Origin of the sequence: Desulfopila sp. IMCC35006 (assembly GCF_005116645.1) — a bacterium.
GTDB lineage: Bacteria > Desulfobacterota > Desulfobulbia > Desulfobulbales > Desulfocapsaceae > Desulforhopalus_A.
In genome coordinates, this window is sequence record NZ_SWCM01000012.1 from 106,547 (window position 1) to 132,055 (window position 25,509).

Sequence of the window (25,509 nt, forward strand, 5' to 3'; positions counted from 1 at the left end):
ACGTAAAAGCAAAGATCTTGGTAACTATTCAGATATATGCAGGAATCCTTCAGAACCACGGGCACTTGCAAATTCCTGCGAACGATGCTATGACGTCCACCGGATAGCGCAACTCAAAAAATATTAAAAAATTTATATATTATGCACACTACATCACCATTTACCCTCCATTGCAACTCTTCAGAATGTGCCGCCAGAAGAGGCGAAGTGCGCACCAGGCAGGGTGTTTTCCAGACCCCGGTCTTTATGCCGGTCGGAACCCAGGGTACCGTCAAGGCGGTGACACCGGAAAACCTGCTCGAAATGAAGGCGCAGATTATTCTCGGCAACACGTACCATCTTTTCATCCGGCCGGGTCACGAACTGATTGCGAGTTTTGGCGGCCTGCATAACTTCATGAACTGGAAGGGCTCGATTCTGACCGACAGCGGCGGTTTTCAGATCTTCAGTTTAAAAGAACTGGCCACCATTACCGAGGAGGGTGCGGCGTTTCGCTCCCACCTCGACGGCTCTAAATTGTTTTTGAGCCCGGAAGACGCGATACACGTGCAGCAGTCGCTTGGTTCAGATATCATGATGTGCCTTGACACCTGTATTCCTTTTCCCGCTTCGCGGGATGAGGCCATCAAGGCCACTGATCTGACCAGCAGGTGGGCCAGGCGATGCCGGGAGGCCCACAGCAAAAGAGAGCAGCTGCTCTTTGGTATTGTGCAGGGAGGGATGTATCCGGATTTACGCAAGGATCATGCTGCTGCCCTGATCGATATCGGTTTTGACGGCTATGCTATCGGGGGGCTCAGTGTCGGGGAGGAAAAAAACCTCATGCACGAGATGACGGAGGCGACGGTACCCTGCCTGCCAAAAGACTATCCTGTATATCTGATGGGAGTCGGTACCCCGGCCGATCTGGTGGAGGGCGTCTGGCGCGGCATCGATATGTTCGACTGCGTCATGCCGACCAGAAACGCCCGAAACGGCTCACTCTTTACTTCAACCGGGAAACTTTCCATCAAGAATTCCCGCTTTCGCGATGACCATAAACCGCTTGACGAAGAGTGCAGCTGTTATACCTGTAGAAACTACAGCAGGGCGTATTTGCGCCATCTTTTCCAGGCTCGGGAAATTCTCAGCTACCATCTGAATACCATCCATAATCTGCATTACTATCTGCATTTAATGGCCGATATCCGTCAGGCGATCGAGACAGACAGTTTTGGCCGGTTTCGGAAAGATTTTTATAGCAAGCTCGAGCCTGAATGATTACCATGCACACAGTTTTATGATTATATATGTAAGTGATGTGCCATTGAACACATTTTTACATATCCACGTTACTTTTTTGGAGGATTTATTATGACAGGAATTGCTTATGCGGCTGCCCCTGCTGCTGGCGGCAGTATGGGTGCCGGAGGATTTGCCTCATTTATCCCGCTTATTCTGATCTTTGTTGTCTTTTACTTTTTGCTGATCAGGCCACAGCAGAAGCAGGCAAAACTGCATCAGGCCTTCCTCAATGATTTGAAAAAAGGCCAGAAAGTAGTCACTAAAGGCGGTTTGCACGGCGTTATACTCGCAGTGGCGGATACGGTCATTACCCTGGAAATCGCTAAAGATATTTCCGTGAAGGTTTCCCGGGATGCGATCGGTGGCTCGCTCAATAAAGATGGCGGTACTGCCCCGGTCAAAAAAGATCTGAAAAGCTCCGGTGGTTGAGGAATTAAAGGCTGCTGATATCCTCACAGGTTGTGGAGAAAGATTAAAAAGCCGGATTGCCCAGGAGGGTGATTCGGCTTCTTCTATTTATTGAGTTCGTGAGAAACAGGTATGGCAGGGAAAAAATACTATGCAGTGGCTGTAGGTCGCAGCACGGGGATATATACCGACTGGGCGACTGCAGAAAAACAGGTCAAAGGCTTTGCTGCGGCAAAATTTAAAAGTTTCCCAACCAGGGCGGAAGCCGAAGCATGGCTGGCAAACCCCGTCTATCAGAAAAAAGAGCGGCCCGGTGAAAGTCGGCAGGAACCTTACGCCAAACCGGCTCCACAGCCCTGTGACCCTGAGGCCATTATAGTTTATACCGATGGAGGCAGCATCAATAACCCCGGTCCCGGCGGCTATGGGGTTGTCATTGAAACCGACGGTACGCGGCGGGAGCTCTCCGGTGGTTTTCGACATACCACCAACAATCGGATGGAAATGATGGCGGCCATCGTTGCCTTGCGGGAACTGCGGAGATGCGGGAAAAAAATCATTCTCTTCTCCGATTCAAGCTATCTGGTAAACGGCATAAAAAAAGGCTGGGCGAAGAAATGGCGGACTAGGGGGTGGCAAAAAAGTGACGGACAGCCGGTGTTGAATATTGATCTCTGGCGGGAGCTGCTTGACCTGCTGGAGGGCGTCGATGTCAGTTTTAACTGGGTGAAGGGACATGCCGGCAACGAGCTTAATGAGCGCTGTGACCGACTGGCTGTAGCCGCCGCCCGGCAGAGCGATATGGTGACGGATGTGGTCTATGAAGCGGCGATGGCGTCGTAAAATTAATGCTCAGCGGCGTGTAAAATTGTGACGAAAGAACTCTTTAAAGGTTCCATCCTGTTCGGGCCGGTACCGGCGGTGCTGGTGACGACAATTAACCGGGAAGGTAAGGTCAATGTGTTTACCGTCGGCTGGACCGGAGTCGCCTGCTCCCATCCACCGCTGGTGACCATTGCCGTGCGCAAGGAACGATTATCCTATGACAATATCCGGGCCACCGGCGAATTCGTCATTAATCTTACGACCCGTGAGATGGTCAAGATGACCGATTTCTGTGGCTGTCGATCGGGGCGTACCGTCGATAAAATTAAACATTTCGGCATGGAGCTGGAACCTGGAAGCAACATCGTGGTCCCATCCCTGAAAAAAAGCCCGGTTGCGCTGGAATGTAAAGTCCGTTCGGTGACCGAGCTCGGCAGCCATGATCTCTTTGTTGCCGAGATTGTCGGCAATAAGGTGGAAAAATCGCTTATTGACCAGAATGGTACGATTCAGTTGGGCAAAGCCGGACTGCTTGCCTATTGCCATGGTGAATATTTCTCCCTTTCCCGGCAGCCACTGGGCACTTTCGGCTATTCAGTCGCCAGGAAGTCCGTTCGTCAGGCGAGGCACCAAAAGAAGTTTGCGCCGAGAAAGGTAAAGAAATAGTACCCTCGCCCCTGGTTCCCATGCGCCGCATGGGAACCGGCCAGACCTCATTACCTTCTGATAGGGGTCTTTCGCTTCTCGACATATTGAAAGAATGCCGGAAAGGCGACAAAAAACACCACGCAGATAATATATTCAATACCTTTGATGTGCGTATAAAAATCAACCATGGTGTGTATCGGTTGAACCATACCGGATGCCACAAGATACTGTCGCATCAGTTCCGTCACTTGCCAGTTGACCCGGTGCAGTCCGCCAACTAAGGCAGCCAGAGCCCACATCCCAAATAAACACCCGGTCCCTGCCATGAATATTCTGGTAGATTTCATATCCTTGATAGCCATATCTTTCTCCTGCTGATGAATATTTGTTTCTCTTATACGCCCGTGATTGCGGTAAGATACCCTCGAAGCATGGCCAGAGGGCCGGAACTCATCATGCCGCCGACAATGCAGGCAACTCCCCAGATACCAATCAGGCAGCACAGTGCAATGCCAGCCTTGAGGGTAAAGCCCATGATTTCGTCGCTAAGGTCTACCTGAATTTTGTCTTTGGTGATAATCGGGGTATTCATGGTGTCCTCCATTGGTACGTATTGATCTCGGTGTTCCAGCTAACCATCCTTTGTGTATGGAGTTGCATCAGACGTGCCAGAAGCCTGTCTACCAAAGGGACATTGAGTAATATTTTTAACTAACTGTAATAAATAGGTTTATCTTGTTTCTAGAAATCTCTCTGCGCATTTTCCGCAAAGCAAAGCAAGTATTTAACTAAAAACTGTTGTATGGCGGCGGGTAGCAGTGCAACAGAGCTACATAACTGTTGTACATCCTGCAGGATAGGTGCCTTGTCTTTACTTATCCATGGAGGATTCCTGCCAGTCAAAGACGATCGGCAACCGATAGACGATAAAACGGTAGACAATAAAATAGAGGGCATAGAGGGTGACGGTCAGCCAGATCTCCTTCCAGTAAGGTACGTCCTGGTAGAGCTGGTAGTTGAAACAGAAAATGGCCGTATTCAGACGATTCCAGACCACCCCGACGACCGCAATAAAAGCGGCAATGCGAACGGGCCGCACCGATTCGTTGCGGACCCCGCGGGCAAAAAGCATCATCGGCAGCACGACCCCGAGACCTATCTCCATAAGATAATAAAAGCCCCAGCCGGTGAGAAGGAGTTCCCATTCATTGTCGTGGGCGACCGCCACCAGTTTAATGACCAGATAGGTGATCATTGCATAGGACGCACCTTTGGCCATGCCCAGCGTCATCCTCTCGAGATTTTCCCTGAAGGCCTTGCCGCAGCGCCAGTGCATGAAGCGGTTGATCAGGGTTGAGCTGACGATAACCATAGCCAGCCCGCCAAAGACCGCCGAACAGAGAAAATGAATCCATTGAAACTCAATGGAAAGCCACAGAGGGTGGAGCTTGGTTGGGGCATAATTAAAGAGAGCCCCCAGGGCGCCCTGGTGCAGGGTAGACAGAATAATTCCTGCAATGGTAAGACCGAGGCCGATTCGTTTTATGTACTGTTTCCAGGCAGGTCGGCCAAGCCATTCAAACAGGGCGGGGAGTACCTCGGCAATCTGCACCGAAAGATAGGTGGCCACATGCCAGGCGACGAGAAAAAGAACTGCGGCAGGGCCAAGGGAGACAAACATCGGGTAAGCCAGTCGCCAGGGCATGCCCAGATCCACCTCGAGATACACGACGGCGAAGAAATAGCCAAGCAATCCGTTCAGCAGGGCCAGACGTTCAATCGGGTGGAAATCTTCGCGCCCAAAAAGAGTCACCGTAGTGCCCAGCAGAAAGCCGGACGCGGACAGCGGCACCATGCCAAAGAGGCCAAAGCCGAGAAAAAGACCCCACGGGTAATCGTTGGAGGCATGGGTGACTGAGCCAAGCCCGTATATATAGCGCTGCAACAGAAGAGGCAGCCCCACCGCAAAAATGACCAGAAGCAGCCAGTTCACGGGGTTTCGCCGCAATTGCTGCAGGTATTGCCTGGTCGTCAGGCCAAGGAAAAGTTTTTTGCGCAGGGTCCACAGGGTTCCATCGGGCTGGCTTGAGCTGCTCACCGGTAAGTGGATATCTTCAGAGATTAACGCCTTCATGATGCATCCTCCTGGCTGTTGTCGCGTGCGTTATCCCTGGCCTGGTCTTTGCGGGTTGCCAGGAGATGAAAACCAGCGAACAGCGCCGGCCAGATCGTCAAAACCATCGGCACTATGCCCAGAAAATTCTTGACTGAATCGAGAATCGGTGCATGGGGCACCGTCATGTCGAATCCCGCTTGCGCAAAAGGCACCTTGGACAGGTAGAGCCAGGAGGTGCCGCCAGCCTCATATTCCCCGTAAATATGGTCGACGTAGCTGCCGTTGTTTTCCTCTATGCGGCGCCTGCCTATTTTGATCAGCTCGTCGCGTTTGCCAAACTGCAGTGCCTCCTGCGGGCAGGCCTCTACACAGGCAGGCGGTTTGCCGAATTTCAGCCTGGTATCGTAGCAGAAGCGGCATTTCATGATCTGCGGAGAAAAGGCGCTTGAATACTTGAAGGTTGGAATATAAAAAGGACAGGCGATCATACAGGTCCGGCAGCCGACGCAGACATCCGGATTATAGACGACGGCACCCTCGGGGGTCTTGGTGTAGGCATTGACAAAGCAGGAGGAAAGGCAGGCGGGTTCCTGACAATGGTTGCATTGCACTTTCCGGTACAGCGGATGGCCAAGATCGGGAGGGTCGTAGCGATTGACCACGGTAAAGCGGGTTTCGTCAGTTCGGCGTTGTCTCCCGTGTTCCAGCTCTTCAAATACGGTCTGGTCGGTGTAGGGGAGATCAGGCTCGGGCAGGTTCTGCTCTGCCCTGCAGGCCGCCTCGCAGCTTCTGCAGCCGACGCAGCGACTCAGATCGACCAGCACTCCCATGCTGTCCGGATATTTTTTGATATCATGCGCTTTCCCCGCTTTGGGGCGCAATAACAGGGCCGTAACCGTTCCCAGCAGACCATTTTTCAAGATGGACCTTCGGCTTATTTTTTCTCGCATTGCCTCCTCCTCTTTCTTTGCGACTCAATCATTGACATTGTTGTGTACACCAAATATTTTTCGTCCTTTCGGGGTGAAGGCATGGCAGTCCTGACATCCGGTAGGGCCATCCTCCACCTGGTGGCAGCCGTGGCATTGCAGGTGTAAAGCCCCCTTTAAAGCAGGTTTGTCGATGTGATAGACATCGCTGTGTCTGTGCCCTGCAGGCGAAGCGGAAGCAGCTTGTTGTCGATCATGGCAGCTGGAGCAGGACACGTCGCCTGCTGGCCCCGAATCACCATGACACTTTGCACAGGTATCGTTGGCTGGACCGTCTCCAGTGGTGTGATGATGACAGGTATTGCAGGCGTAGTTGTCAGCATGCATCTGGTGATCGAAGTCTACCGCTGTATAGAGCTCCTGGAGATAATCGATAGTCACGCTGGCTGGTGCCTCGTCTTTCTCCATGGCCAGGGGACGGCCGGTAAAACTGCACAGGATGACCATAAGAATAGAGCCGCACAGCATGGCGGTAGGGGATAATTTTCTCATGCCGGGATCTCCTCGGTTTTGTCGATATCAGACTGGTCGATCTGGGCCTGCTCGGCCGGTCCTTGTTTATCACTTTTTTGTGAGTTGACATAACATTGCATAACGATTTCCATTTCTTCCGCATCAATCGTTTCGTTGATCAGCAATACCTCCGCCAGTTCGTGAATGAGCCTGTTATTGCTGCGCAGCAGTTTTTCTGTTTCGGCGTAGCAGTCGTTGATGATCCTGCGTACCTCAAGATCGATTTCGCGGGCAGTCGCCTCGCTGAAAGTTCCGCCTGTTTCGGCGCTGCCGAGAAATCGCTGCTGTTTTCGACGATATACCGTCGAACCGATGGCACTGCTCATACCCCATTCGCAGACCAGGCGACTGGCAATATCCGTTGCGGCGGCAATGTCGTTTGCCGCCCCGGTAGAAAGGTGATGGAATACGATTGTCTCGGCGATTCGTCCCCCGAGCAGGACCTTGATCCGGTTGAGCAGATACGTCAGCGAGTAGGTGTAGCGCTGCTCGATGGGTATCTGCTGGGTCAGGCCAAGGGCGATGCCCCGCGGTATAATGGTAATTTTGTGGAGGCTGTCTGTTTCCGGCAGCAGGCGGGCGACAATGGCGTGGCCGGCCTCGTGATAGGCGATTATTCGTCGCTCTTTTTCATTGATGGCCGCATTTTTTTGTTCGAGGCCCATCATGATTTTGTCCTTTGCCTGGTCGAAATCACTCATTTCCACCGCCTGTTTTTTCTGCCTGGCGGCGGTCAGGGCCGCTTCGTTGACCAGATTGGCGATATCGGCACCGCTGAAGCCCGGGATGCCCTGGGCAATAACCGTCAGGTTTAAGGCCGGCGAGATGGTGACCGGCCGGGTGTGCACTTCAAGAATCTTGACCCGGCCGTGCAGGTTCGGCAGGGAGACGGTTAATTGCCGGTCGAATCGCCCGGGCCGCAACAGCGCTGGATCGAGGACGTCCGGCCGGTTGGTCGCCCCGATGACGATCACCGTTTCGTTGCTGGAAAAACCATCCATTTCGACGAGCAGGGCGTTGAGGGTCTGTTCCCGTTCTTCATGGGAACTGCTGCCGTTGCTTCTTCTGCCGCCGATTGCGTCTATTTCATCGATAAAGACGATGCAGGGAGCATTTTTTTTGGCAAGTTTGAACAGTTCCCGGACTCTTGAAGCACCTACGCCGGCAAACATTTCGACAAAATCCGAGCCGCCGATGAGATAGAAGGGTACCAACGCCTCTCCGGCGATTGCCCGGGCCAGCAGGGTCTTGCCGGTACCGGGTGGGCCCTGCAGCAGAACGCCTTTAGGGATGCGTCCGCCAAGCAGGTTGTATTTTTCATGGTTTTTCAGAAAATCGACGATTTCCTTGAGCTCATCCTGCACCTCATCGATGCCGGCCACATCGGCAAAGGTTTTCATGTCAGCTGGTTCTGCTCTGAACTGAAAACGCTTGTCCTGCCATATTTTGCTGCCGGTAAAGGACTGGCCGGAGAAAAACCGCCACAGAGCTGCCACAAAAATAACCAGGAAAATCAGAGGATTCAGCTGGACGAACAGGCTCGGCGGCGGTTCGGCACTGACCGTTGTCCCAGCTGCCAGCAGAGACGGCATAAGGGTTGGAATATCCGGTGAAAATGTTCTGAATTTTCGACCTATCCTGTCTTCGCCGCGGATTTCTGATCCGCTGATGTGCACGGCAACGATCTGTTTATTTTTAAGATCCGCGAGAAAATCGGTGTAGTTCTGCTCGGGTGGTGTTGTCTCCGACAGCCAGACATTGTAGCCGAGGACTCCGAGGATGCTCAGAAAAATTAACAGTAAGCCTGCCTGAAATCGGTTCTTCATGTCATCCTCACTCTGGCTGTTGATCGAGAGGTCGAAGTCGTTTCGTCAACCGAGGTGATTAAACCGGTCAGCAGATGATCGAGAACCGCCAGCCGGTCGGGCCAGGACGCCGTGTTATGGCGAAAACAGAATTCATCAAGGTAGCTTTGCAGGTAACCGGTATCGATTGCACCGTGATACAGATCATCAAGCCATCTCGATGTTTCCTCCATAAGAAGGTCTCCCTGAGCCAGCTGTTGTGGCGTTGGTGGCACCAGGGTATAGGACGCACGGAGCTTGCTTACATCGCTCCAGCGTCGGTTTTCGAGCAGCAGGATGACATTTTTGGCAACGAGGCTGCTGATCGCAGTGGCGATTTCTTCAGGTGTATCCATATCCAGGGCCAGGAGTCGGACGCGGGCCGTGTCCCGGTTGTCCTGGCCCATTTCCAGGGCCATGCCTATATCGATAGTCTTGTTATCCGTTACCGATGAAGTTGGCAGCGGTAGAACCTCAAAAAGTACCATGCCGGAACATGGAGCAGACTCTGCCCGGGAGGCGCCGCGGCGGATTTTCAGCAACCAGCTCCAGGCCGTCTGGTAGCAGGAAAGCTCCATCAACCGCTGAAGCTCTCGCGCACTTACCCCCCGGTCGTGAAAGCAAAACTGCGAGGCCACGCGCATCCACGCGACCAGATTTTTTTTACTGCCGTGCATCAGGGTGTGGGCGGTTATAGATGTCTGCTTGCGGCAATATCGGCAGACGACTGTATAGGCGGGAGCCACCTCGGGCTGCAATCTCATGCAGAATGGGCATTTGAATCCCCACGGCCAGCGTTTCTGAAACAGATAGGTGACGCAGGCGTGTTCTGTGGCAAACAGGGTTTTCGACGTATGTCTCTGAAAAGAATTCATTTTTTGTATTCCCCTTTAGGTGTGGTTGCTTCGGTTCCACCTATCCTGGTCAATATCTCACTAGCATATGGAGTGCCAGCCGGAAAAGCAGGATCGGGCAATGAACGTATTGGTTCGGGATTACAGGAAAAAAGAGGAAGCTGCAGCCTTGTGATGAGGAAATAACGCAGCAGGCAGTACCGAATATTTTCCCGGCTATGCGACACAATCATGGATTTTGCCACAGATATGTGGCAACACTTCTGTGGCAAGCAGGCACATTGGAGTTCTAGCAATAAATTGAATTGTGCCGCAACGTGTTATGGTTATAGTATGGATTTCGTATGGATCTTCTCGTGTCCCCGGTCAGCATGGTGGGGATACGGTGTGTTTGAATATCTGCCGTCAACGGAGGACTTATTTTGCAATGGTTAGTTGTACTCGACCCCATTGAGGGGCTTGTGTCGAAAACGGATACCTCACTGGCGATTATCCGGCAGGCGAGGGAGTCGGGTATCGATGTCGATACTGCGACAATTGAAGATCTTTTTTTTGAGACCCACGCTGCGGTACTGGCGACCGACGCAGCAGGCCGGAAGGGGGCAAAAGCGCTTCAGGAGTACGCCCTGATCCTGATGCGCAAAGAACCGCCATACGACCTGGCCTTTCATTATGCGACCCAGCTGCTGTCTCTTGCCGGATCGCTGGTGGTGAACAGTCCGTCCTCGCTCCGCGATTTCAATGAAAAGCTGATTGCCCTGCCTTTTAGAAAATACATGCCGTCCACCCTGGTCAGCTCAAATCCTCAGGTGATAGGCGATTTCGTGGCCAGACATGGCACGTGCGTTATTAAATCTCTCGACAGCTTTCAGGGCAAATCCGTCCAGAAGATAGAACCGTCCGATCAGGCTCTGGTTACCTCGTTTACCGGGGGAGGCAAACAGCCGGTGATGGTGCAGGAGTTTCTTGAAAATGTGCATAAAGGTGACAAACGGGTGATGTTGCTTGGCGATAGATTTCTTGGTGCCGCCATGCGGCGACCCAAAAAAGGCTACCATGCCAATTTTGCCAACAGCGACGCGCTGCAGACCGAACTAACGCCTAAAGAGCAGCAAATCATCGCCGAAGTCGGACCCTGGCTGCTGCAGCACAGTATCCATTTTACCGGCCTTGACCTGATCGACGAACAGCTGACTGAAATCAATATCACCTGCCCGACGGGTATTGTGCAGATATCTGCACTGGAAGGGCGAAGGCTGGCCGAAGAGATTGTCGATTATTTTGTCAAACTTGTTCAGTAACTCTCTCATATTATAAACTATGTTTGCCTTATCCATCGCCGACTTACATAAAAAGTACAAAGGCGGCTTCGAAGCGCTCAGTGGCCTGTCCCTGGATGTGCAGGAAGGTCAGTTTTTTGGTCTTCTTGGTCCGAACGGGGCCGGAAAAACCACCACAATCGGTATTATTACCTCTCTTGTTACTAAAACGTCCGGCAAAATCCGCGTGTTCGGGGTTGATATCGATGCAGATTTTCCGGCAGCCAAACGTCTGATCGGGGTTGTGCCCCAGGAGTTCAACTTTTCGATCTTTGAAAAAGTGCAGGATATCGTCACCCAGCAGGCCGGCTACTATGGCATCCCCCGTCGGGAGGCGTTGCGCAGATCGGAAAAATACCTCAGAAAACTCGGACTCTGGGAGAAACGCAATGTGGCCGCCCGTGAGCTTTCCGGCGGCATGAAGCGCAGGCTGATGATCGCCCGCGGCCTTGTCCATGACCCCAAACTGCTGATCCTTGATGAACCCACGGCGGGAGTCGATGTGGAAATGCGCCGGGGCATGTGGGATTTTCTGGAGGAAATCAATCGTGAGGGTCGGACGATTATTCTTACCACCCATTATCTTGAAGAAGCCGAACAGCTCTGCAACCAGATCGCGATTATCGCCCGCGGGAAAATCGTCGAGAATACCAGCAAACGGGAGCTGCTGCGCAAGCTCGATAAGGAAACATTTCTTTTCGATACCAAGAACCCCGTAACAGAAATTATGCCGCTTGAAAACGTCGAGTTCTCCCTGGTCGATGAAACGACGATTAAAGTGACCAAGAACAGGACGCAATCAATGAATCATATCTTCATTCATCTTGACAGCCAGAATATAGTTGTCGACAGTATGCGCAATAAATCAAACCGGCTGGAAGAACTCTTCCTGGAGATGGTGGAATGATGCGTCGAAACTGGATCTCTTTTACCAGCATTGCCAGAAAGGAAATGATCCGCATATTCAGGATCTGGGTGCAGACACTGGTGCCGCCGGTGATTACGATCACCCTCTATTTTATTATCTTCGGCGGTTTTATCGGCTCGCAAATCGGTGCTATCGGCGGCTATGACTATATGGCCTTTATCGCCCCGGGGCTGATTATGATGTCTATTATCACCAATTCATACTCCAATACCGTCTCCAGCTTTTTCAGCACCAAGTTCCAGCGCAATATCGAAGAATTGCTCGTCAGCCCGACACCAAACTGGGTGATGGTCCTTGGCTATATCTCCGGAGGGATGACGCGCGGGCTGTGTGTCGGCATGCTGGTGTCGCTGGTCAGCCTTGTTTTTGTCAGGCTGCCTCTTTTTCATGTGCCGTTTATCCTTCTCTTTGCCCTGCTCACCAGTTTTGTCTTTTCCCTGGCCGGCATGATCAATGGAATTTTCGCCAGGAGTTTTGACGATATCTCGATCATCCCGACCTTTGTTATTACCCCGCTGACCTATCTCGGCGGGGTATTTTACTCCATCTCCCTGCTGCCGGAATTCTGGCGGGACCTGTCCCGGATTAATCCCGTTGTGTATATGATCAGCGGATTTCGTTATGGTTTTCTAGGGATTGCCGACAGTAATGTCTGGCTGGGGCTGGGGATGCTGCTGTTGTTTTCTGTGGTGCTTTTTTTGTTCACTCTGTCCCTGTTGAAGAAAGGGGTCGGCATTCGAGCTTAATCGTTTAATATTTATAATAAATCTACCAAAAGGTGAGTAAATGGTTCAACTATACTTAAGTGCCACGTGCCCATTCTGCCAGAAGGTTTTGCGGGCCGCGCGACAAATGGGGCTGGAAGAGGGAAAGGATTTTGCCACAGTCAATGCGGCCTCGGGGACTCCTGGCGCGGATGTGGTGGTGAAGGTCGGCGGTGACTATATGGTTCCCTTTCTGATCGATGGCGATACCTCCATGTATGAGAGCGATGATATCATTGCGTATCTCAAAAAAAATGCCGGTAAGTGATTTTAACCGATATTTTTTACATCAGAGCTTCCCCGGGAAACGACGGGAGGCTCTGATATCTTGTTTGGCGAGGCACTACATGCCAACTTCCTCACCCTCGATTGTCTCGACTTCGCCTTTGGCCTGTTCCCGCCAGAGCTGTATTTTCGGATGCTCAAGTACAGTCTGTATATAATTTTGGGAAATGTCCGAAACCGCGGTGTTGTAGGTCGAAAACCGAAAGACAACAGGGGCAAACATGCAGTCTGCTATGGAAAATTCCCCAAAAAGCCAGGGGCCGCGCGGGGCATGTTTTTCTCGTAACCAGGTCCAGAGACTGTCAATGCGGGAGATGTCCTCCTGCAGTTCAGCGGTCATGGGTACACGGCGGTTTACTGCGCGGCAGTTCATCGGCATTGCTTCGCGAAGGGTGAAAAAACCCGAATGCATCTCCGCGCAGCATGATCGTGCCACGGCTCTTTCTTCCGCGTCAGCAGGCCAGCCATTGCCGTCCAGATATTGTTCCGAGATATACTCGCATATGGCCAGAGAATCCCAGACGGTAAGGTCGTTATCAATGAGGACAGGTACCTTGCCGGCAGCGGTGTATTCTGCTATCGCGGACTCTGTATTCTCCATACAGAGGGGGATTCTTACTTCCTCAAAGGGGAGATCTTTTGCGGCAAGCAGCAGCCATGCCCTCAACGACCAGGATGAATAATTTTTGTTGCCGATGATTAATTTCATTTTTGCTCCTCTTCTTATCAGGTGAAATCCGGCACGGCAGGGTGCCATGGATGTTATCTTCTCTGCATTGCTTTGGTCCGTAAAAAAACAATACCCAATGACAAGTGTATTGTCATTGGGTATTGGTGGTTAACTGCCAACTGGCAGGTGGCTGGCTGAAATGCGATATCATGGCAACATGATGGATTTTACCTGTTAAAGATACCTCTGAAACAGAGGCTACGATTCTGGCTCAAAAATGCAGTTTTCCGAGCCAAAGTCATCCTTTTCCTTCATGGGACAGGAGGGGAGAAAGACTTCGCCATCAACCTCGTAAAAATATTTAAAAGGTTTATCAGCAGGTACGGTCAATTCCCATAATCCTTCATGCTGGGCAAGCTTTAGGCCTGCATAGCCATTTAGCGAGCTGAAGAATAAAACGCTTTTGGCTGAAGGTTTTTCAAGATACAGGGTTACGTTGTTGCCGGTAATTTTATAGAAGTGGGTTGAACAGGAAGAGAAGGCCAAGCTGAAGCAAATGAGTAGACTTGTAAAGATTGATTGCAAAACAATCCAACTTTTACCTTGTGGCTGACTGGCGAGTAGTTTCATCTTGTATTCGGGCCCTGTTAGCTCTCAACTCGGAATTGTATATTTCATCATCAGTAACAATAATATCCTCCGCGACAATAATCGAGGTTGATTCTATCATTTAACCAGTTTCATCGTCGCTTCTGATCGCAAGGTATAATACAGTCGCTGGTGGAGATAAGGCCGTCTGCAGCTAAATCTCTTTACATTCCTGCGGGTAGACCCTGCGGGAAAACCGACTCCCGCAGGGTACAAGGTTAACGGTTTACAATGCTATTTTGATTTCCATTGCTTTCGCTGCTTTTTGAGCATGTCCTCGGTGTACTGTACTTTCCAGCGACTGTAGTCTTGCCCGGTAATCCGCAGATCGGGCACATAGTCAGCTGTCCACAGAAAATCAGCGTCATAGGCTGTGGTGCCGATACTCTGCTGGATCAGGGTGCCATCGTCCCAATCTGTATCGCCGTCACCGTCTACATCGCCATCGGAGGCGGCCTCGGGGTCGGGATAAGATATCTTGCGGAACCAGACGTCCGCTCCCTGAAAGTGGTTCATTCCATCTTCATCGACCATGGGCAGTTCCTGTTCCCAGATGGTGAAAATCCTTGATCCGAAAGGATTGCTGCACAGCTGAACATCACCCTGGTTGGCATCACCTTTGGCCATCCAGTCAAACTCCTGAATGAATTCCGGGTATGCCGGGTTTGGTTCGTTGGGGATGCAAACATCGTCATCGCAGTGTTCCGCCAGGGCAGTCTCAAATCCAAAATAAGCATCGAGGAATTCGAGACAGTTGTTATCCGCACAGTCGGTCTCATGCTTTGGATTTTCCTTGCTGTAGGTTTCAAACCACAAGGTCAAATCCCCATCGTCCCCCCCCTTGGTGCCTGTGAGGGTGACTTTAGAGTAGAAAAGATCCAGGAATACCTCGTTCTCGTCGATCTCGTCCTCGCTGGGATTGGGTTGTGGGATATTCTCTTTGGTGCCCACTGCTACAAAGAGGACATTTTCATTGTTGATATCACCAGGCCCATCAATATCTTTTGCGATAGCCATTTCATCCCGTGTACCAGGTACTGCGGGATAGTCTGGATATATATCCTTGGGTGTGAGGATTACCCGGCAGTCAGAGACTGATTCTTCATGGTTCTTTAACTGGGATACATTGACAGGCAGAGTCCATGTTGTGCCTTTGTCTTTGGATACCCGTATATAGAAATCGTAATGGTCTTTGGCGTTTTTGCCGGCCGACCAGTTGGCGCAGTGGGCAAAGCCGGTAACCAGGGTATCGCCGAAAATTGCCAGGCGGGTGGAGAAAACATTCTCGAAAGGATTGGCCCGAATAATCGGGGTGTAGTCATCGCTTTTCCATGTCTTTTCGCCGTTGTCGTCTTCCAGCCAGAATCCACTGGGGTCGTAGAGGTTGTCATTTTTCCAGTAAAAATACTCAATATGGGGCGTATTATGGTTGCCGCCAATCAGGTCCCCACTGCCGTCACCGGACGAGTTGTCGCCGGTGCCGTCTTCATTGCCAGCATCTGCAGGATCCTGGAACCATACCGGGGTCGAAGAGCTCATGTTCAACGGTACTGGGTCCATATTTTCCACATCAAAACCACCGTGGAACAGCCGCAGTATTGCATCGGCCGGAGCTCCCTGGCCGTCTTTACCCTCCTTGTAGAGCAGGCCGAGAAATACACTCTCTTCAGTTAAGGCACTATAGCCGGCTGCATTAGGTACCACCCTCACGCGTCGGGCATTCTCGTATACATCCCCCTGCTCACTCCATCCGAACTTGTTTTCAAGGTTGATCTGGTCGCCATGGGCGATGGCTACAGGCTCGGCAAATGGGAAGTGGTGGTAGTAAATGTTTTTCCCGTGACGATAGCGGTCCGGCTCATCCTTGTTGTTGTCCTTAGACTCAGGGTCCTGGGTTTCAGAACAACCATAGTCGCTACTTGTTGAATCGAGCACAACCACCTCGCCTTCCGGAGTCCCCAGGCACAAGTCGTCACGGTCTACGACAGTGTCTTTATCCAGGTCCTTGGTGTTATAGGGCAGGTGGCATGAGGTGCAGTCCAGCGCCGCCTGATGCCAGCCCGGCATATGGTCGGGAAGATCGTTATAACCGTCCGCAGGTTTTGGCAAATCTCTGGCTACCATCTCTTTGCCACCAAAATATTTGACGCAGGGAACAGCGTTCACGGTTTCCGTTCCAGGTTTATAGATACTGACATCTGCAGGCAGCTCAGAAACAGGCTCTTCAGTTATAAACGGATACCCGGTGTAGGGATAATAGGCTTCCAGTCCAGCAACCCATGTTCCTGCCGCGGCTTCGCAGTCTGTTTGATTATTTTTGGGGATCAACCGGTCGCGCGGCACCACGTTCTGGTAGTGGCAGCTTCGGCAGTCGGAATTGGTAGCACCAGCTTCCCAGGTACCATCATCCATTTTCACCAGGGGGTAGGGTGCTTTCTGTTCCATGGCTGCGGCCTGCTTGTCGCTGCCGGCACCGACGCCTTTCGTCTCCTCATAGGCAATGAGGGCTAAGGTCTGGTTGTTGTAGTTTACCAGGGAGAGATTAGGCCGGGATGCACCAGTATTACCATCCAGAGGCTCGCCACTCCAGTAGACGCGTGTGCCATCGATTGTCGCAATTCCATCGTTGAACATGGCGGTACCATAAACAGGCTTTTTATCGATATCCTGCCATTCGCCGTTCTGAGTGTAGTAGGCTACTGCGTACGCATCCGTGCCCGGGCTGATATAGTTGCCGTCCCCATCGACACGAGGATTGGTGGCAAACTGGTCGCAATAAGGGCCTCCCTCGTTGCGATATTTTATAAGCTCTGCTTCTTCCTTAAACGTATCTTTCGTTCTTCCGCACTTGGGACATTGCCAGTCATCCGGCAATTCGCTCCATAACAGCGGCTCATTGGTGGTTCCACCTTCATAATAATAGACACAGTCAATAGCGAGGCCATCAGCATCGACATCTTTATGGGTATGACCCATGACAGGTTCCGGAGTTCGATCCCGACAGACAGCGTTGTCGGTGAGCGGCACCGGCGTCGACAGGAGGTTGAGTGCATGGGGTTGGGAGTCTTTGACGAACGAACTTTTTGGGGTACCATCCACCGGGCAGACCCAGTTAGCGGGCAGGTCGACAAACTTGGTCCCCGGAGCAATGTAATCTTCGTCGCCTATTGCACCGACACCGGCGTCTGGATCATAGACATAGCCGCATTCAGGACAAATGTATTCGGTATAGCCATCTGAATCACCAGATGGATCGGCATCATCTCCGCCTTCGGAGGCAATGAAATCCGGATCGATGGCAGCAAAGTCTGCCCATTTGATATAACTGTACCAGACGTCAGTTTTGTGATTGACGGAGGCTCCGGACATTCCAGCCCCGGGGCCGCGACCCTTGCCTGTTTTCAACCCTTTGATGTCTTCCTGCCAGACAACGGCAAAGCCGCCGGTGTCTGCTATGGCCTTGGCGTCAGTGCCATAGACTGGATCCATGGTCGCAGTAAAGTTGCGGATAGCATCCCTGCGGCCAACGGACAACTGCTCGGCATTGTACCAGACGATGGTGCCGTAATCAGGGCTGTCCTGGTTCAGCTCCAAGACGCCTCTGGCCGCCCAAAGGCAGGAGAAGGGGCGCACGCCGAGGTCTGGGCGGGGATCTTCGTCTCCCGTTACATCCAGGTAATCCACTGATTTCTGAGTACCGGTCGCCTGATAGACATCTTCCTCTTCAGCGAGGTCCCATGGATTACCGCTGCGGCAGTACTTGTCGACCCAGGTGACAAGCGCGTAATTTCCGACTACCGCCATGTCCCGTGATTCGGAATCACCGGGATACTCAAGCTTTTTACCATCACAGGTTTCCATGGTAAATGAGGATTTAGAGGCAGTTCTGGAAATATTCTTGCGCTTCCAGGTCAGGCCATCATCCAGGCTGACGGCTGAATAGACGTCATGGGCGTGGCGCAGGCCACCATCGGCTGTACCGTCTCCATCGGCATCATAGCAGGGAACGTTGTCAAACGGTGCATCCTCTTCTTCCTGCAGGTAGGTGACGATGAGGGGTTTGACTTTGGCGTATGGCGGGCTGTCATCACTGCCACAGATTTCAGTACATTTGCCAAAAGGTTCACCGTCTGCATCACAGCAGACCATCAACTCCCCGGCCGAGTCACGTATATATGGCCGATCTTTAGTATCCCTGGCCGGTACATATACCGGCATGACCTGGATGCCGGCCTCGCCGCTGTAAAACTCCGGATTTTTGGAGATCTTCTTGCGGAAGATTTCCGAGAGAAGAGACTCGTCATTGAGTTGAATTTGTAAGGTGTAATGCGTAGGAATTGATGCAAGCTGTTCGCTGGTCAGTTGATTCGAAGCATCAACGTTGAAAAAAGTCTTGAGCGATTCGACGCTGAATTCCATATCTACATAAGCGACTTCCTGCACGTCATCTTCACCTTCAAATAAATCTTTCTGAAGGGTCTCGATATCGAAGTAGGGCGTTGGGTCATTGCCTTCTTCACCGGCTTTTTTTGCGTTGTCGGGAGTTGGAAATGCACCATCCTGTAGCGTAAATGACAGGCGCAACGTTCCTTCAACGTTGCTCCCAGACTTGTTCGTAATTGTGACTTGGACTTTGGCGTGATCGCCACTGATGTAAGGCGCTCCCTGGTTAATCTCCAGTGTGTCTTCAACTGGTACCCAGTCAGCCTGTGACGGCAAGTAACTGCCTGCAATAAGCAGCAGCGCCAGCAAGGTTAGTAACCATCTGATCGATTTCATCACTCCCTCCCTTAGTGCCCCGGTCATAAAAATTCGCGGGGATGGTTAATGTGATTAAGAAGTATTTGAGCAGATGCTCTGCCTGGTCGTTTAGGTATTCGATTTGGCACAGACATCACCCAATACGTGGTAAATCATAGCAAGCGATAACCCTAACATTACAATAGTCGTGCCAAGTCCTGAGCAGTCTCTGGGATTGGGAGAATATCGATGCAACTGACTGAAGTTTTGTTTTTTTATGTTGAGGAGGGTTGCTTGGGGGAGGAAGACAGGCTGAACCAAAGATGCGTCATGGCACAGTAGATGACACACGTTAATGTGTCACTTGCGCACACAGCTTTCGTGGGTAAACAAAAAGGGAGCAAATTGCTGCCGGGAAAACAGGGGATTCTGTCTTATCCCGTAATCTTGTATTTATCCATCTTGCGGTAAATTGTCCGGCGGCTCATGCTCAGCATTCTGGCGGCTTTTGCCTTATTGCCTTCGGTTTGTTCCAGGGCCCGTTCGATGGATTGGGCTTCCAGGTCCTGGTTCAGGTTGTTGAATGTAGAGGGTCCACAGAACTGGTTTTGAAATTCGATGGGCAGGTGGGAAACGGTGATCACGTTCTGGTTGCAGAGAATAAAGGCGTGCTCGATGGTATTCTCGAGTTCGCGGACGTTCCCCGGCCATGTATGCAGGAGAAAGAGTTTTGTAACATCTGATGAAACCGCCTTGATCTTTTTTTTGAATTTATGGTTGAATTTCTCAATCATATGGCTGGTGAGCAGGGGGATATCATCCTTACGCTCTCTGAGCGGGGGCAGGTTGAGCTGGACAACTTTCAATCTATAGTAGAGGTCCTTGCGGAATTCTCCGATTGCAACTTTTTGGGCAAGATTCTTGTTGGTGGCTGCAACGACACGGACATCCACCCGTTGTGTTTTAGAACTCCCTACCTGCTCAAAAGACATGGTCTCGATGACTCGCAGCAATTGCAGCTGCATTTTCGGGGAAATATCTCCTATTTCGTCCAAAAAAATGATGCCGCCATCGGCCAGGTGAAACCTGCCGATCTTGTTGAGGATTGCCCCGGTAAAAGCTCCCTGGACGTGGCCAAAAAGCTCACTTTCCAGAATACTGTCGGCCAGGGCGCCACAATTGACTTTCACCAGTGGCTTGTTGTAACGATCACCGGCACTGTGCAGGGCCTCGACGACAAGCTCTTTCCCCGTGCCGCTTTCGCCGATTATTAATACTGTCGTCTGCACCCCCGCCAGAGCTTTGATCAAGTCTTTCACCTTTTTCATCTGCATGCTGGTGCCGATCAATCGGTTGAAGGCCCTGTCTTCCTTGACATTCTGTTCCAGATGGAACAGCCGGGTTTCGTCGCGCAGAACCATAACGCAGCCGGTAAAAAGATTCATGTGATCGATCATGGGCGAACCACTGATGCTGATGATCTGTTTCTGCATGTTTTTCCGCCGGCACTCGATATGGCGCAGCCCAACCGCTTTTCTGGTAGCCAGGATTTCCTTTAAAACATCGACACAAGAACCCCCGCACCCCCCGGTCATTGTCGGCAGCAATCCTCCCGGCGCATCATCGGTCCGGAAGCCGCAGAGCTTCATGGCTGCTGTGTTGACATCCACCACCCGCATATGTTCATCCACGGTAATAATACCGTCTCTCACGCTTTTGAAAATCGTCTCAACGTTGGAATTGCAACGGTCTTTTTCATCGGACAGCTGTTTATGGCGAAGTGCAAATCTGGCAGCTTTGATCAGCTCGTTCTGGCGAATAGGTTTGACAATATAGTCAAGTGCTCCAAGTCTGAGGGCTTCTGTTGCCGTATCAACGCTTGGGGCCCCGGTGATGATTATGACCTGGGCATTGGGATTTCCTGTTTTTATGGTGCGGAGCAGGTCGATGCCGGTTTTCCCCTCCATGATGATGTCGATAAACAAAAGATCAAATTTGGCATGCGCCATAAGGGCTACAGCCTCACCATAATTAGCCGCTGTTGCTATTTCATACCCCTCTTCAGTGAGAAAAGACCGGAATGTAAATCGGATGCTTTCTTCATCATCGACTACCAGAATTTTTTTGGTCATAGTCAGTCCTGCTTTAGCTGAGAAAAAAATTCACCAAGAAGCTCCTGCCCAACATTAAGGGTATTCGGAAAATTTTTCCTTTAGCTCGGTTCTTTGCCGCATTGGGCGGGAAAATCAACTGTAACCTCAGTGTACTCCCCGGCAATACTGTCGATATCAATTGTCCCACTGTGGTTTTCGATAATCCTTCGGCTGATGGTTAAACCCAGGCCAGTACCCTTGCCTTTTGGCTTGGTGGAAAAAAAAGGGTCGACAACTTTTTCAATCAGATCGGCCGGGATGCCGGTTCCGTAATCCTTGAAACAGGTCCTCACCACGATATCATCATTGCTGGTCGAAACGATGCTTACATTGATATCCAGCTTCTTCCGGTCCCCGCTCTGTGGATATTTTTCGTTCAGAGCATAGCGGCTGTTGTTGATAATGTTCAGGAAAACCTGCTCAATTTCCTGACCGATGGCTGCTACCGGAAAAAGGTTTTCGGCCATGTTGACAGAGAGCGCAATGCCATCTTTTTTTAACTGGGCTCCGGTCAGCGTCAGCGACTCCTGGAGCAGTTCTCTGATGCTGACTAAGCTGTTCTTTTCGTTTTCCCGTCGGGAAAAAGAGAGCAGGCTGGCAACGATTGCGGCAATCCGATCTCCTTCTTTGATAATTCGGCTGGCTATTGTGTTCAGTGGATCTTCGTGCTTCGTTTTGTTGACCAGCATCTGGCCGTAGTTAATGATGCCGTTGATGGGGTTGTTGATTTCATGAGCGACCCCGGCGGCCAGTTCTCCCAGTGCCGCAAGACGCTCGGAGCTGATCGCCATTGCCAGGGAAGCTTTGCGTTCGGAGATATCGCGCCGAGAAACCACTACCTTGTTTTGGCCCTTGTTGTCGACAAACGGCGTATAGGTATGCTGGAAACTATGACCGGAAATGGAGTCAAACTCGAAACGTTGGATTTTTGCAGAGGCAAACGCCTTTTGCATGAAACATTCGTCACAGGGCGCAACTCTGTCACGAAAAACCTCGTAGCAGTGACATGGAGTTCTTCCGTTTGTCTGTTGCTTCAGCAATTCATTCTGATATTCCAAATGGTATTGGTCGGAAATAATACCAACACTTTCGAACTGATGGAAGAGGATGCCATGGAGGCGGTCGTGTTCCGACTGGAGGGCATGCTGGATCTTTTTCAGCTCGGTAATGTCCTTGAAGGCCTCTACAACGCCAATCATGCCATCGACCCCCTCAAATCGCGTAACCGTGAGATTGCAGATGAGGACAGAGCCGTCGGAGCGGATTTTACTCACTTCGTAATCTGACAGTTGTTGTCCGTCTAACACCTTCTGCAGTGGGCAATCTTCCTGGTGACACATGCTGCCGGCAAAGATTTCGAAGCATTTTTTGCCGACTGCATCTTCCGGGGCTACTCCTGACAACTCAGCAAAGGTTTGATTTATTTTTAAGATGTTGAAGTCGCTGTCGATCAGCCGCATTCCAACCGTGGCGGTCTGGAAAATCTGATCTAATTCGGCGTGCGCCTGACGGAGGGCCTGCTGCATTTTTTTCTGTTCGGAGATATCGAAGAAGGCCTCCAGGAGGTGCGGTTTGTCTTGGTATTGAATTTTTGTCACGCTTTTAAGGATGGGAATGACGGTTTTTTCTTTGGTGAGAAGTTCACGCTCCGAAAGGTCCATTCGCTGACCCAAATCCAGGATCGGGCATTGCCCTTTTTGTGTCCTGCAAAGGTAATTATGGCATACCTTCCCCTGTAATCCGGTTACGGTCGTTTCGATCAAATTTAATGCATTGTTGTTGGCGTAGGTAATCTGGCGGGATTCGCAGTCGACCAGAACGATGGCCGCAGGGTTGTTTTCTAAAATTCGCAGGGAATCTTTTTCACGTTCGATGAGTGCTGCCTCTGTCCGCCTGAGCCGGTTGATGATATTCTGGCCGTAGAGGCTGAAGATGATCAGCAGGGCCACAACGATCAGGCGCATCCAAATTTCATGCTTGTCAGGGTGAGTCACATGGAGTAAAAAAGATCCCCCATCAAAGAACCAGCTGTGGACAGCGGCTTCAATAAACCAATAGAGGATAACGAATACAGCCCCTACCAATACAAGGTGGCTGTAAATTCTTTCGAGGGCGTTTTCCCGTTTGACTTTCATCGAAAACTCCTGGGGAAATCGGTTTAAAGCAAAATCCAGTTGTCTGGCGACCAAAATCACCCTGCACATTCTCCTGATCCTACCTTATTAATTCAGCCTCAACAAGGAGTTTCGCTGTAACAGCGTGCCGGATTCCTTTAACGGACTAGGTGGTCAGGATTTGCAAGAAATCCTTGCTGTGTCGCGTGACTGCACCATTCGTGGTTGTATGTCATGGCTTGTCGGCCACCATCTTAAGCACCGGTATGCAGGCGTCCAGGTTCCAGCCGCAAAAACATTTAGGCTATTCCATGAGTGCGCCGAATAGCGCTGTAACGCAGGGTCTTTTGCAGCACCGGCTCAATATGTAAGCTGTCTCGATTGTCATAGTGGACGCAAAGACCTGGTCGGTATAATGGATTGCCAGGGATGCGACGTGCCTGAGCGCATTGTGGAGGTGATAAAGCGGCTTCCAGGCAAAGGGAAAAATGAGCATAAGTCTGACTGTCAAATTGAGCATGTGGGGTCTTTCGCACAAACAAATACAGTGTGTGTCCGTGCTGCGTCTTGATTTTCTTCAGGCAGACCAGCGATAGCTTCCCTTTGTCAGGGAAGATGCAGCTGTCAGGTTCGATCAAAAGAAGGGGGTTTTACTTATTTTTCGCAACCACCCATACAGCGTGAACGATTCCGGGTATATAGCCGAGGATCGTTAATAAAATGTTAATCCAGAAGTGTTTACCGATGCCAACCTGCAGGAATACCCCTAAAGGTGGCAGAATAATTGCGACTACAATTTTGATCAGTTCCATGTAATTCCTCTGTTTTTATTAAACAAACTTGCTGCGGAACATAAAAAAAACGGCGCCGACAAGGCATATTCCTGCCCATAAATAATCTAGTTTCAAAGGCTCTTTGAGATACATTACTGAAAACGGGACAAAAACCGAAAGCGTAATGACTTCCTGCATTATTTTCAACTGCCCCACGTTCAAAACGGTATAGCCAATCCTGTTTGCCGGGACTTGCAGGAGATACTCAAGCAGAGCGATTCCCCAGCTTACAAAAGCGGCAATTATCCATGGCTTGTTATTTAATTCTTTCAGATGCGCATACCAGGCAAACGTCATGAAAATATTGCTGCAAAAGAGTAAACATATGGAGATTGCTAATGGTCGCATACCTTGCCCTGCCTGCTGTGTTGATTAATCTGGTTTGGGGGGCTCTCCCGTGTTGCGCAGGAGCCTGTTTGTCACATTTGTCCGGGGTGGATTTAATTGCACAGATCCCAAACATGCAAGGTATATCTGTCCGTCTCCTGCGGATTTATATCTCAACTCGTGCTTTATTTTTCTCTTGAGCACGGCCGATTCTGTAAGAATCAATAATGCCGATTATCCAGCAGATTATAAATATAGCCGAAGCAATCCCGGCTGGATACGCGCCACTTCCTGTTTCGATCAGTTGTTCTGCGACTGCATCTGCAATTGCTGCCACATCCGGTTGACCAGACCCGCCCTGAATTTTTTCGGCTATCTGCAAAGCACTCTCCAGTGTTGTGGCTATCATAGAGTAGAGCCCAAATAACGAGGCGCCAATTAAAATGAGGCCGGAGATATACCTCTTTAAATACATATGCCCGATACCGGGAAATGCAAATGCAGATAATAAGGCGGCTTTTGTTGATTTCTTCATTTATTTTCACCCGGTAAAAAGCAAGTTGTGGCGATTTTTAATTGTCATCATGAAATTCAAAGAGCGAAACGGCAAAGGGCAGAACGGTGTGTGGAAACTGACCTTGCCGACCTGAAAACCGCCTTGGTTAGACAGGGTTGGCGGCGTTTTTTCGGCGGACTGCGTTGGATAAGATTTTTCCCTGCATTGGAGATTCTGTGCACGCATCGCTTCGCCTGCCGTTATGGTCCCAACTGCCGAGTGCGCCGACATTAGGAGCTCCTGCAGTTTGATGCCGGTTATGTCTGCAAATTCCATTGTCTGCATAATCATAGTTATGTTTCGCTATGTAAGCAGTCTCTCGTGATTGTCCACTAGTTTTCGTTCACTGTGTGTTTTCTGTTTGTCGCTGAGTTTATGCGCCGCCCGGGCAGAAAAAGATGGAGGAGAAAATCGAACGAGGCTGCCTGGCTGGTTTGTTTGTCGGTTGGTGTTAATCGGTTTTAACCAACAAAAACGTCATGCATTGCTGTAAAAAATTACATAAATGTATTGAAAAATCCTGTTGGAATCGGCCTTGGTTTTCTGATCGTGTGGCACTAACTGTATTGTATTATTATAAAATATTAAATATATCAGTCAATGGCACTCCTTTTGCTCAATAAGGAGTGAGTCGTAACACTTACCTAACTATTATATCAGAAAAACCCGTTAACAACAGTGAGGAGGTAAA

At 50.7% G+C, this 25,509-nt stretch carries 24 protein-coding genes; 8 read left to right on the forward strand and 16 right to left on the reverse strand.

What is annotated here, in order from left to right:
- The first annotated feature begins 141 nt into the window (after window positions 1-141).
- From tgt to FCL47_RS18465, 4 genes are all read left to right on the forward strand, one after another.
- A complete protein-coding gene (gene tgt / locus FCL47_RS18450; RefSeq protein WP_136815113.1) occupies window positions 142-1,260 on the forward strand; it encodes a tRNA guanosine(34) transglycosylase Tgt in 1,119 nt (372 codons plus the stop codon).
- A 93-nt stretch (window positions 1,261-1,353) separates the two neighbouring features.
- Window positions 1,354-1,713 (forward strand): preprotein translocase subunit YajC, encoded by a 360-nt coding sequence (yajC, locus tag FCL47_RS18455; RefSeq protein ID WP_136815114.1) that lies wholly within the window; start codon window positions 1,354-1,356, stop codon window positions 1,711-1,713.
- A gap of 111 nt (window positions 1,714-1,824) precedes the next feature.
- Complete coding sequence (rnhA, locus tag FCL47_RS18460; protein ID WP_136815115.1) at window positions 1,825-2,535, forward strand: ribonuclease HI; 711 nt, start codon at window positions 1,825-1,827, stop codon at window positions 2,533-2,535.
- Window positions 2,536-2,562: 27 nt separating this feature from the next.
- Window positions 2,563-3,183, forward strand: coding sequence for a flavin reductase family protein (locus FCL47_RS18465; RefSeq protein ID WP_136815116.1), 621 nt, complete (start codon window positions 2,563-2,565; stop codon window positions 3,181-3,183).
- Window positions 3,184-3,233: 50 nt separating this feature from the next.
- On the opposite strand, the gene FCL47_RS18470 is transcribed toward FCL47_RS18465, so the two are convergent.
- From FCL47_RS18470 to FCL47_RS18500, 7 genes are all read right to left on the reverse strand, one after another.
- Complete coding sequence (locus tag FCL47_RS18470) at window positions 3,234-3,527, reverse strand: hypothetical protein (RefSeq protein ID WP_240744292.1); 294 nt, start codon at window positions 3,525-3,527, stop codon at window positions 3,234-3,236.
- 32 nt (window positions 3,528-3,559) lie between these two features.
- On the reverse strand, window positions 3,560-3,757 hold the full coding sequence (locus tag FCL47_RS18475) for a hypothetical protein (protein ID WP_136815117.1): 198 nt from the start codon (window positions 3,755-3,757) through the stop codon (window positions 3,560-3,562).
- A 279-nt stretch (window positions 3,758-4,036) separates the two neighbouring features.
- Complete coding sequence (locus FCL47_RS18480) at window positions 4,037-5,299, reverse strand: polysulfide reductase (RefSeq protein ID WP_136815118.1); 1,263 nt, start codon at window positions 5,297-5,299, stop codon at window positions 4,037-4,039.
- Window positions 5,296-6,231, reverse strand: a complete 936-nt coding sequence (locus FCL47_RS18485; protein ID WP_136815119.1) for a 4Fe-4S dicluster domain-containing protein — start codon at window positions 6,229-6,231, stop codon at window positions 5,296-5,298. Before FCL47_RS18485 ends, FCL47_RS18480 begins: the two co-directional genes overlap by 4 nt.
- A 24-nt stretch (window positions 6,232-6,255) precedes the next feature.
- Complete coding sequence (locus FCL47_RS18490) at window positions 6,256-6,762, reverse strand: cytochrome c3 family protein (protein ID WP_136815120.1); 507 nt, start codon at window positions 6,760-6,762, stop codon at window positions 6,256-6,258.
- Complete coding sequence (ftsH, locus tag FCL47_RS18495; RefSeq protein WP_136815121.1) at window positions 6,759-8,609, reverse strand: ATP-dependent zinc metalloprotease FtsH; 1,851 nt, start codon at window positions 8,607-8,609, stop codon at window positions 6,759-6,761. Before ftsH ends, FCL47_RS18490 begins: the two co-directional genes overlap by 4 nt.
- Window positions 8,606-9,502, reverse strand: coding sequence for a transposase (locus tag FCL47_RS18500; RefSeq protein WP_136815122.1), 897 nt, complete (start codon window positions 9,500-9,502; stop codon window positions 8,606-8,608). Before FCL47_RS18500 ends, ftsH begins: the two co-directional genes overlap by 4 nt.
- A gap of 401 nt (window positions 9,503-9,903) precedes the next feature.
- On the opposite strand from FCL47_RS18500, the gene FCL47_RS18505 reads away from it, so the two are divergent.
- The 4 genes from FCL47_RS18505 to FCL47_RS18520 are packed head-to-tail and all read left to right on the forward strand — an operon-like array spanning window position 9,904 to window position 12,760.
- A complete protein-coding gene (locus FCL47_RS18505) occupies window positions 9,904-10,782 on the forward strand; it encodes a hypothetical protein (RefSeq protein WP_136815123.1) in 879 nt (292 codons plus the stop codon).
- Window positions 10,783-10,801: 19 nt separating this feature from the next.
- Window positions 10,802-11,707 (forward strand): ABC transporter ATP-binding protein, encoded by a 906-nt coding sequence (locus FCL47_RS18510; RefSeq protein WP_136815124.1) that lies wholly within the window; start codon window positions 10,802-10,804, stop codon window positions 11,705-11,707.
- On the forward strand, window positions 11,704-12,474 hold the full coding sequence (locus tag FCL47_RS18515; protein WP_136815125.1) for an ABC transporter permease: 771 nt from the start codon (window positions 11,704-11,706) through the stop codon (window positions 12,472-12,474). The genes FCL47_RS18510 and FCL47_RS18515 overlap by 4 nt, the downstream gene beginning before the upstream one ends.
- A 40-nt stretch (window positions 12,475-12,514) precedes the next feature.
- Window positions 12,515-12,760 carry a glutathione S-transferase N-terminal domain-containing protein gene (locus FCL47_RS18520; protein WP_136815126.1) on the forward strand — a complete coding sequence of 82 codons (246 nt, stop codon included), beginning with the start codon at window positions 12,515-12,517 and terminating at the stop codon, window positions 12,758-12,760.
- 75 nt (window positions 12,761-12,835) lie between these two features.
- On the opposite strand, the gene FCL47_RS18525 is transcribed toward FCL47_RS18520, so the two are convergent.
- The 9 genes from FCL47_RS18525 to FCL47_RS18565 form a co-directional block, all read right to left on the reverse strand.
- Entirely contained in the window at window positions 12,836-13,486 is a 651-nt protein-coding gene (locus FCL47_RS18525) for a glutathione S-transferase family protein (protein WP_136815127.1), read from the reverse strand.
- A gap of 219 nt (window positions 13,487-13,705) precedes the next feature.
- Entirely contained in the window at window positions 13,706-14,077 is a 372-nt protein-coding gene (locus tag FCL47_RS18530) for a hypothetical protein (RefSeq protein ID WP_136815128.1), read from the reverse strand.
- Window positions 14,078-14,329: 252 nt separating this feature from the next.
- The gene (locus FCL47_RS25725) at window positions 14,330-18,874 is read right to left on the reverse strand and encodes a choice-of-anchor O protein (RefSeq protein ID WP_136815129.1); all 4,545 of its coding nucleotides are present in this window, start codon (window positions 18,872-18,874) and stop codon (window positions 14,330-14,332) included.
- A gap of 395 nt (window positions 18,875-19,269) precedes the next feature.
- Entirely contained in the window at window positions 19,270-20,967 is a 1,698-nt protein-coding gene (locus tag FCL47_RS18540) for a sigma-54-dependent Fis family transcriptional regulator (RefSeq protein ID WP_136815130.1), read from the reverse strand.
- Between the two features lie 80 nt (window positions 20,968-21,047).
- Window positions 21,048-23,123, reverse strand: coding sequence for a PAS domain S-box protein (locus FCL47_RS18545; protein ID WP_167496558.1), 2,076 nt, complete (start codon window positions 23,121-23,123; stop codon window positions 21,048-21,050).
- A 629-nt stretch (window positions 23,124-23,752) separates the two neighbouring features.
- Window positions 23,753-23,914: a YqaE/Pmp3 family membrane protein gene (locus FCL47_RS18550; RefSeq protein ID WP_136815132.1), complete on the reverse strand. Its 162-nt coding sequence runs from the start codon at window positions 23,912-23,914 to the stop codon at window positions 23,753-23,755.
- Between the two features lie 18 nt (window positions 23,915-23,932).
- Window positions 23,933-24,283, reverse strand: a complete 351-nt coding sequence (locus FCL47_RS18555) for a DMT family protein (RefSeq protein WP_136815133.1) — start codon at window positions 24,281-24,283, stop codon at window positions 23,933-23,935.
- 145 nt (window positions 24,284-24,428) lie between these two features.
- Entirely contained in the window at window positions 24,429-24,797 is a 369-nt protein-coding gene (locus FCL47_RS18560; protein ID WP_136815134.1) for a hypothetical protein, read from the reverse strand.
- 6 nt (window positions 24,798-24,803) lie between these two features.
- Window positions 24,804-25,094, reverse strand: a complete 291-nt coding sequence (locus tag FCL47_RS18565) for a hypothetical protein (protein ID WP_136815135.1) — start codon at window positions 25,092-25,094, stop codon at window positions 24,804-24,806.
- Window positions 25,095-25,509 lie beyond the last annotated feature (415 nt).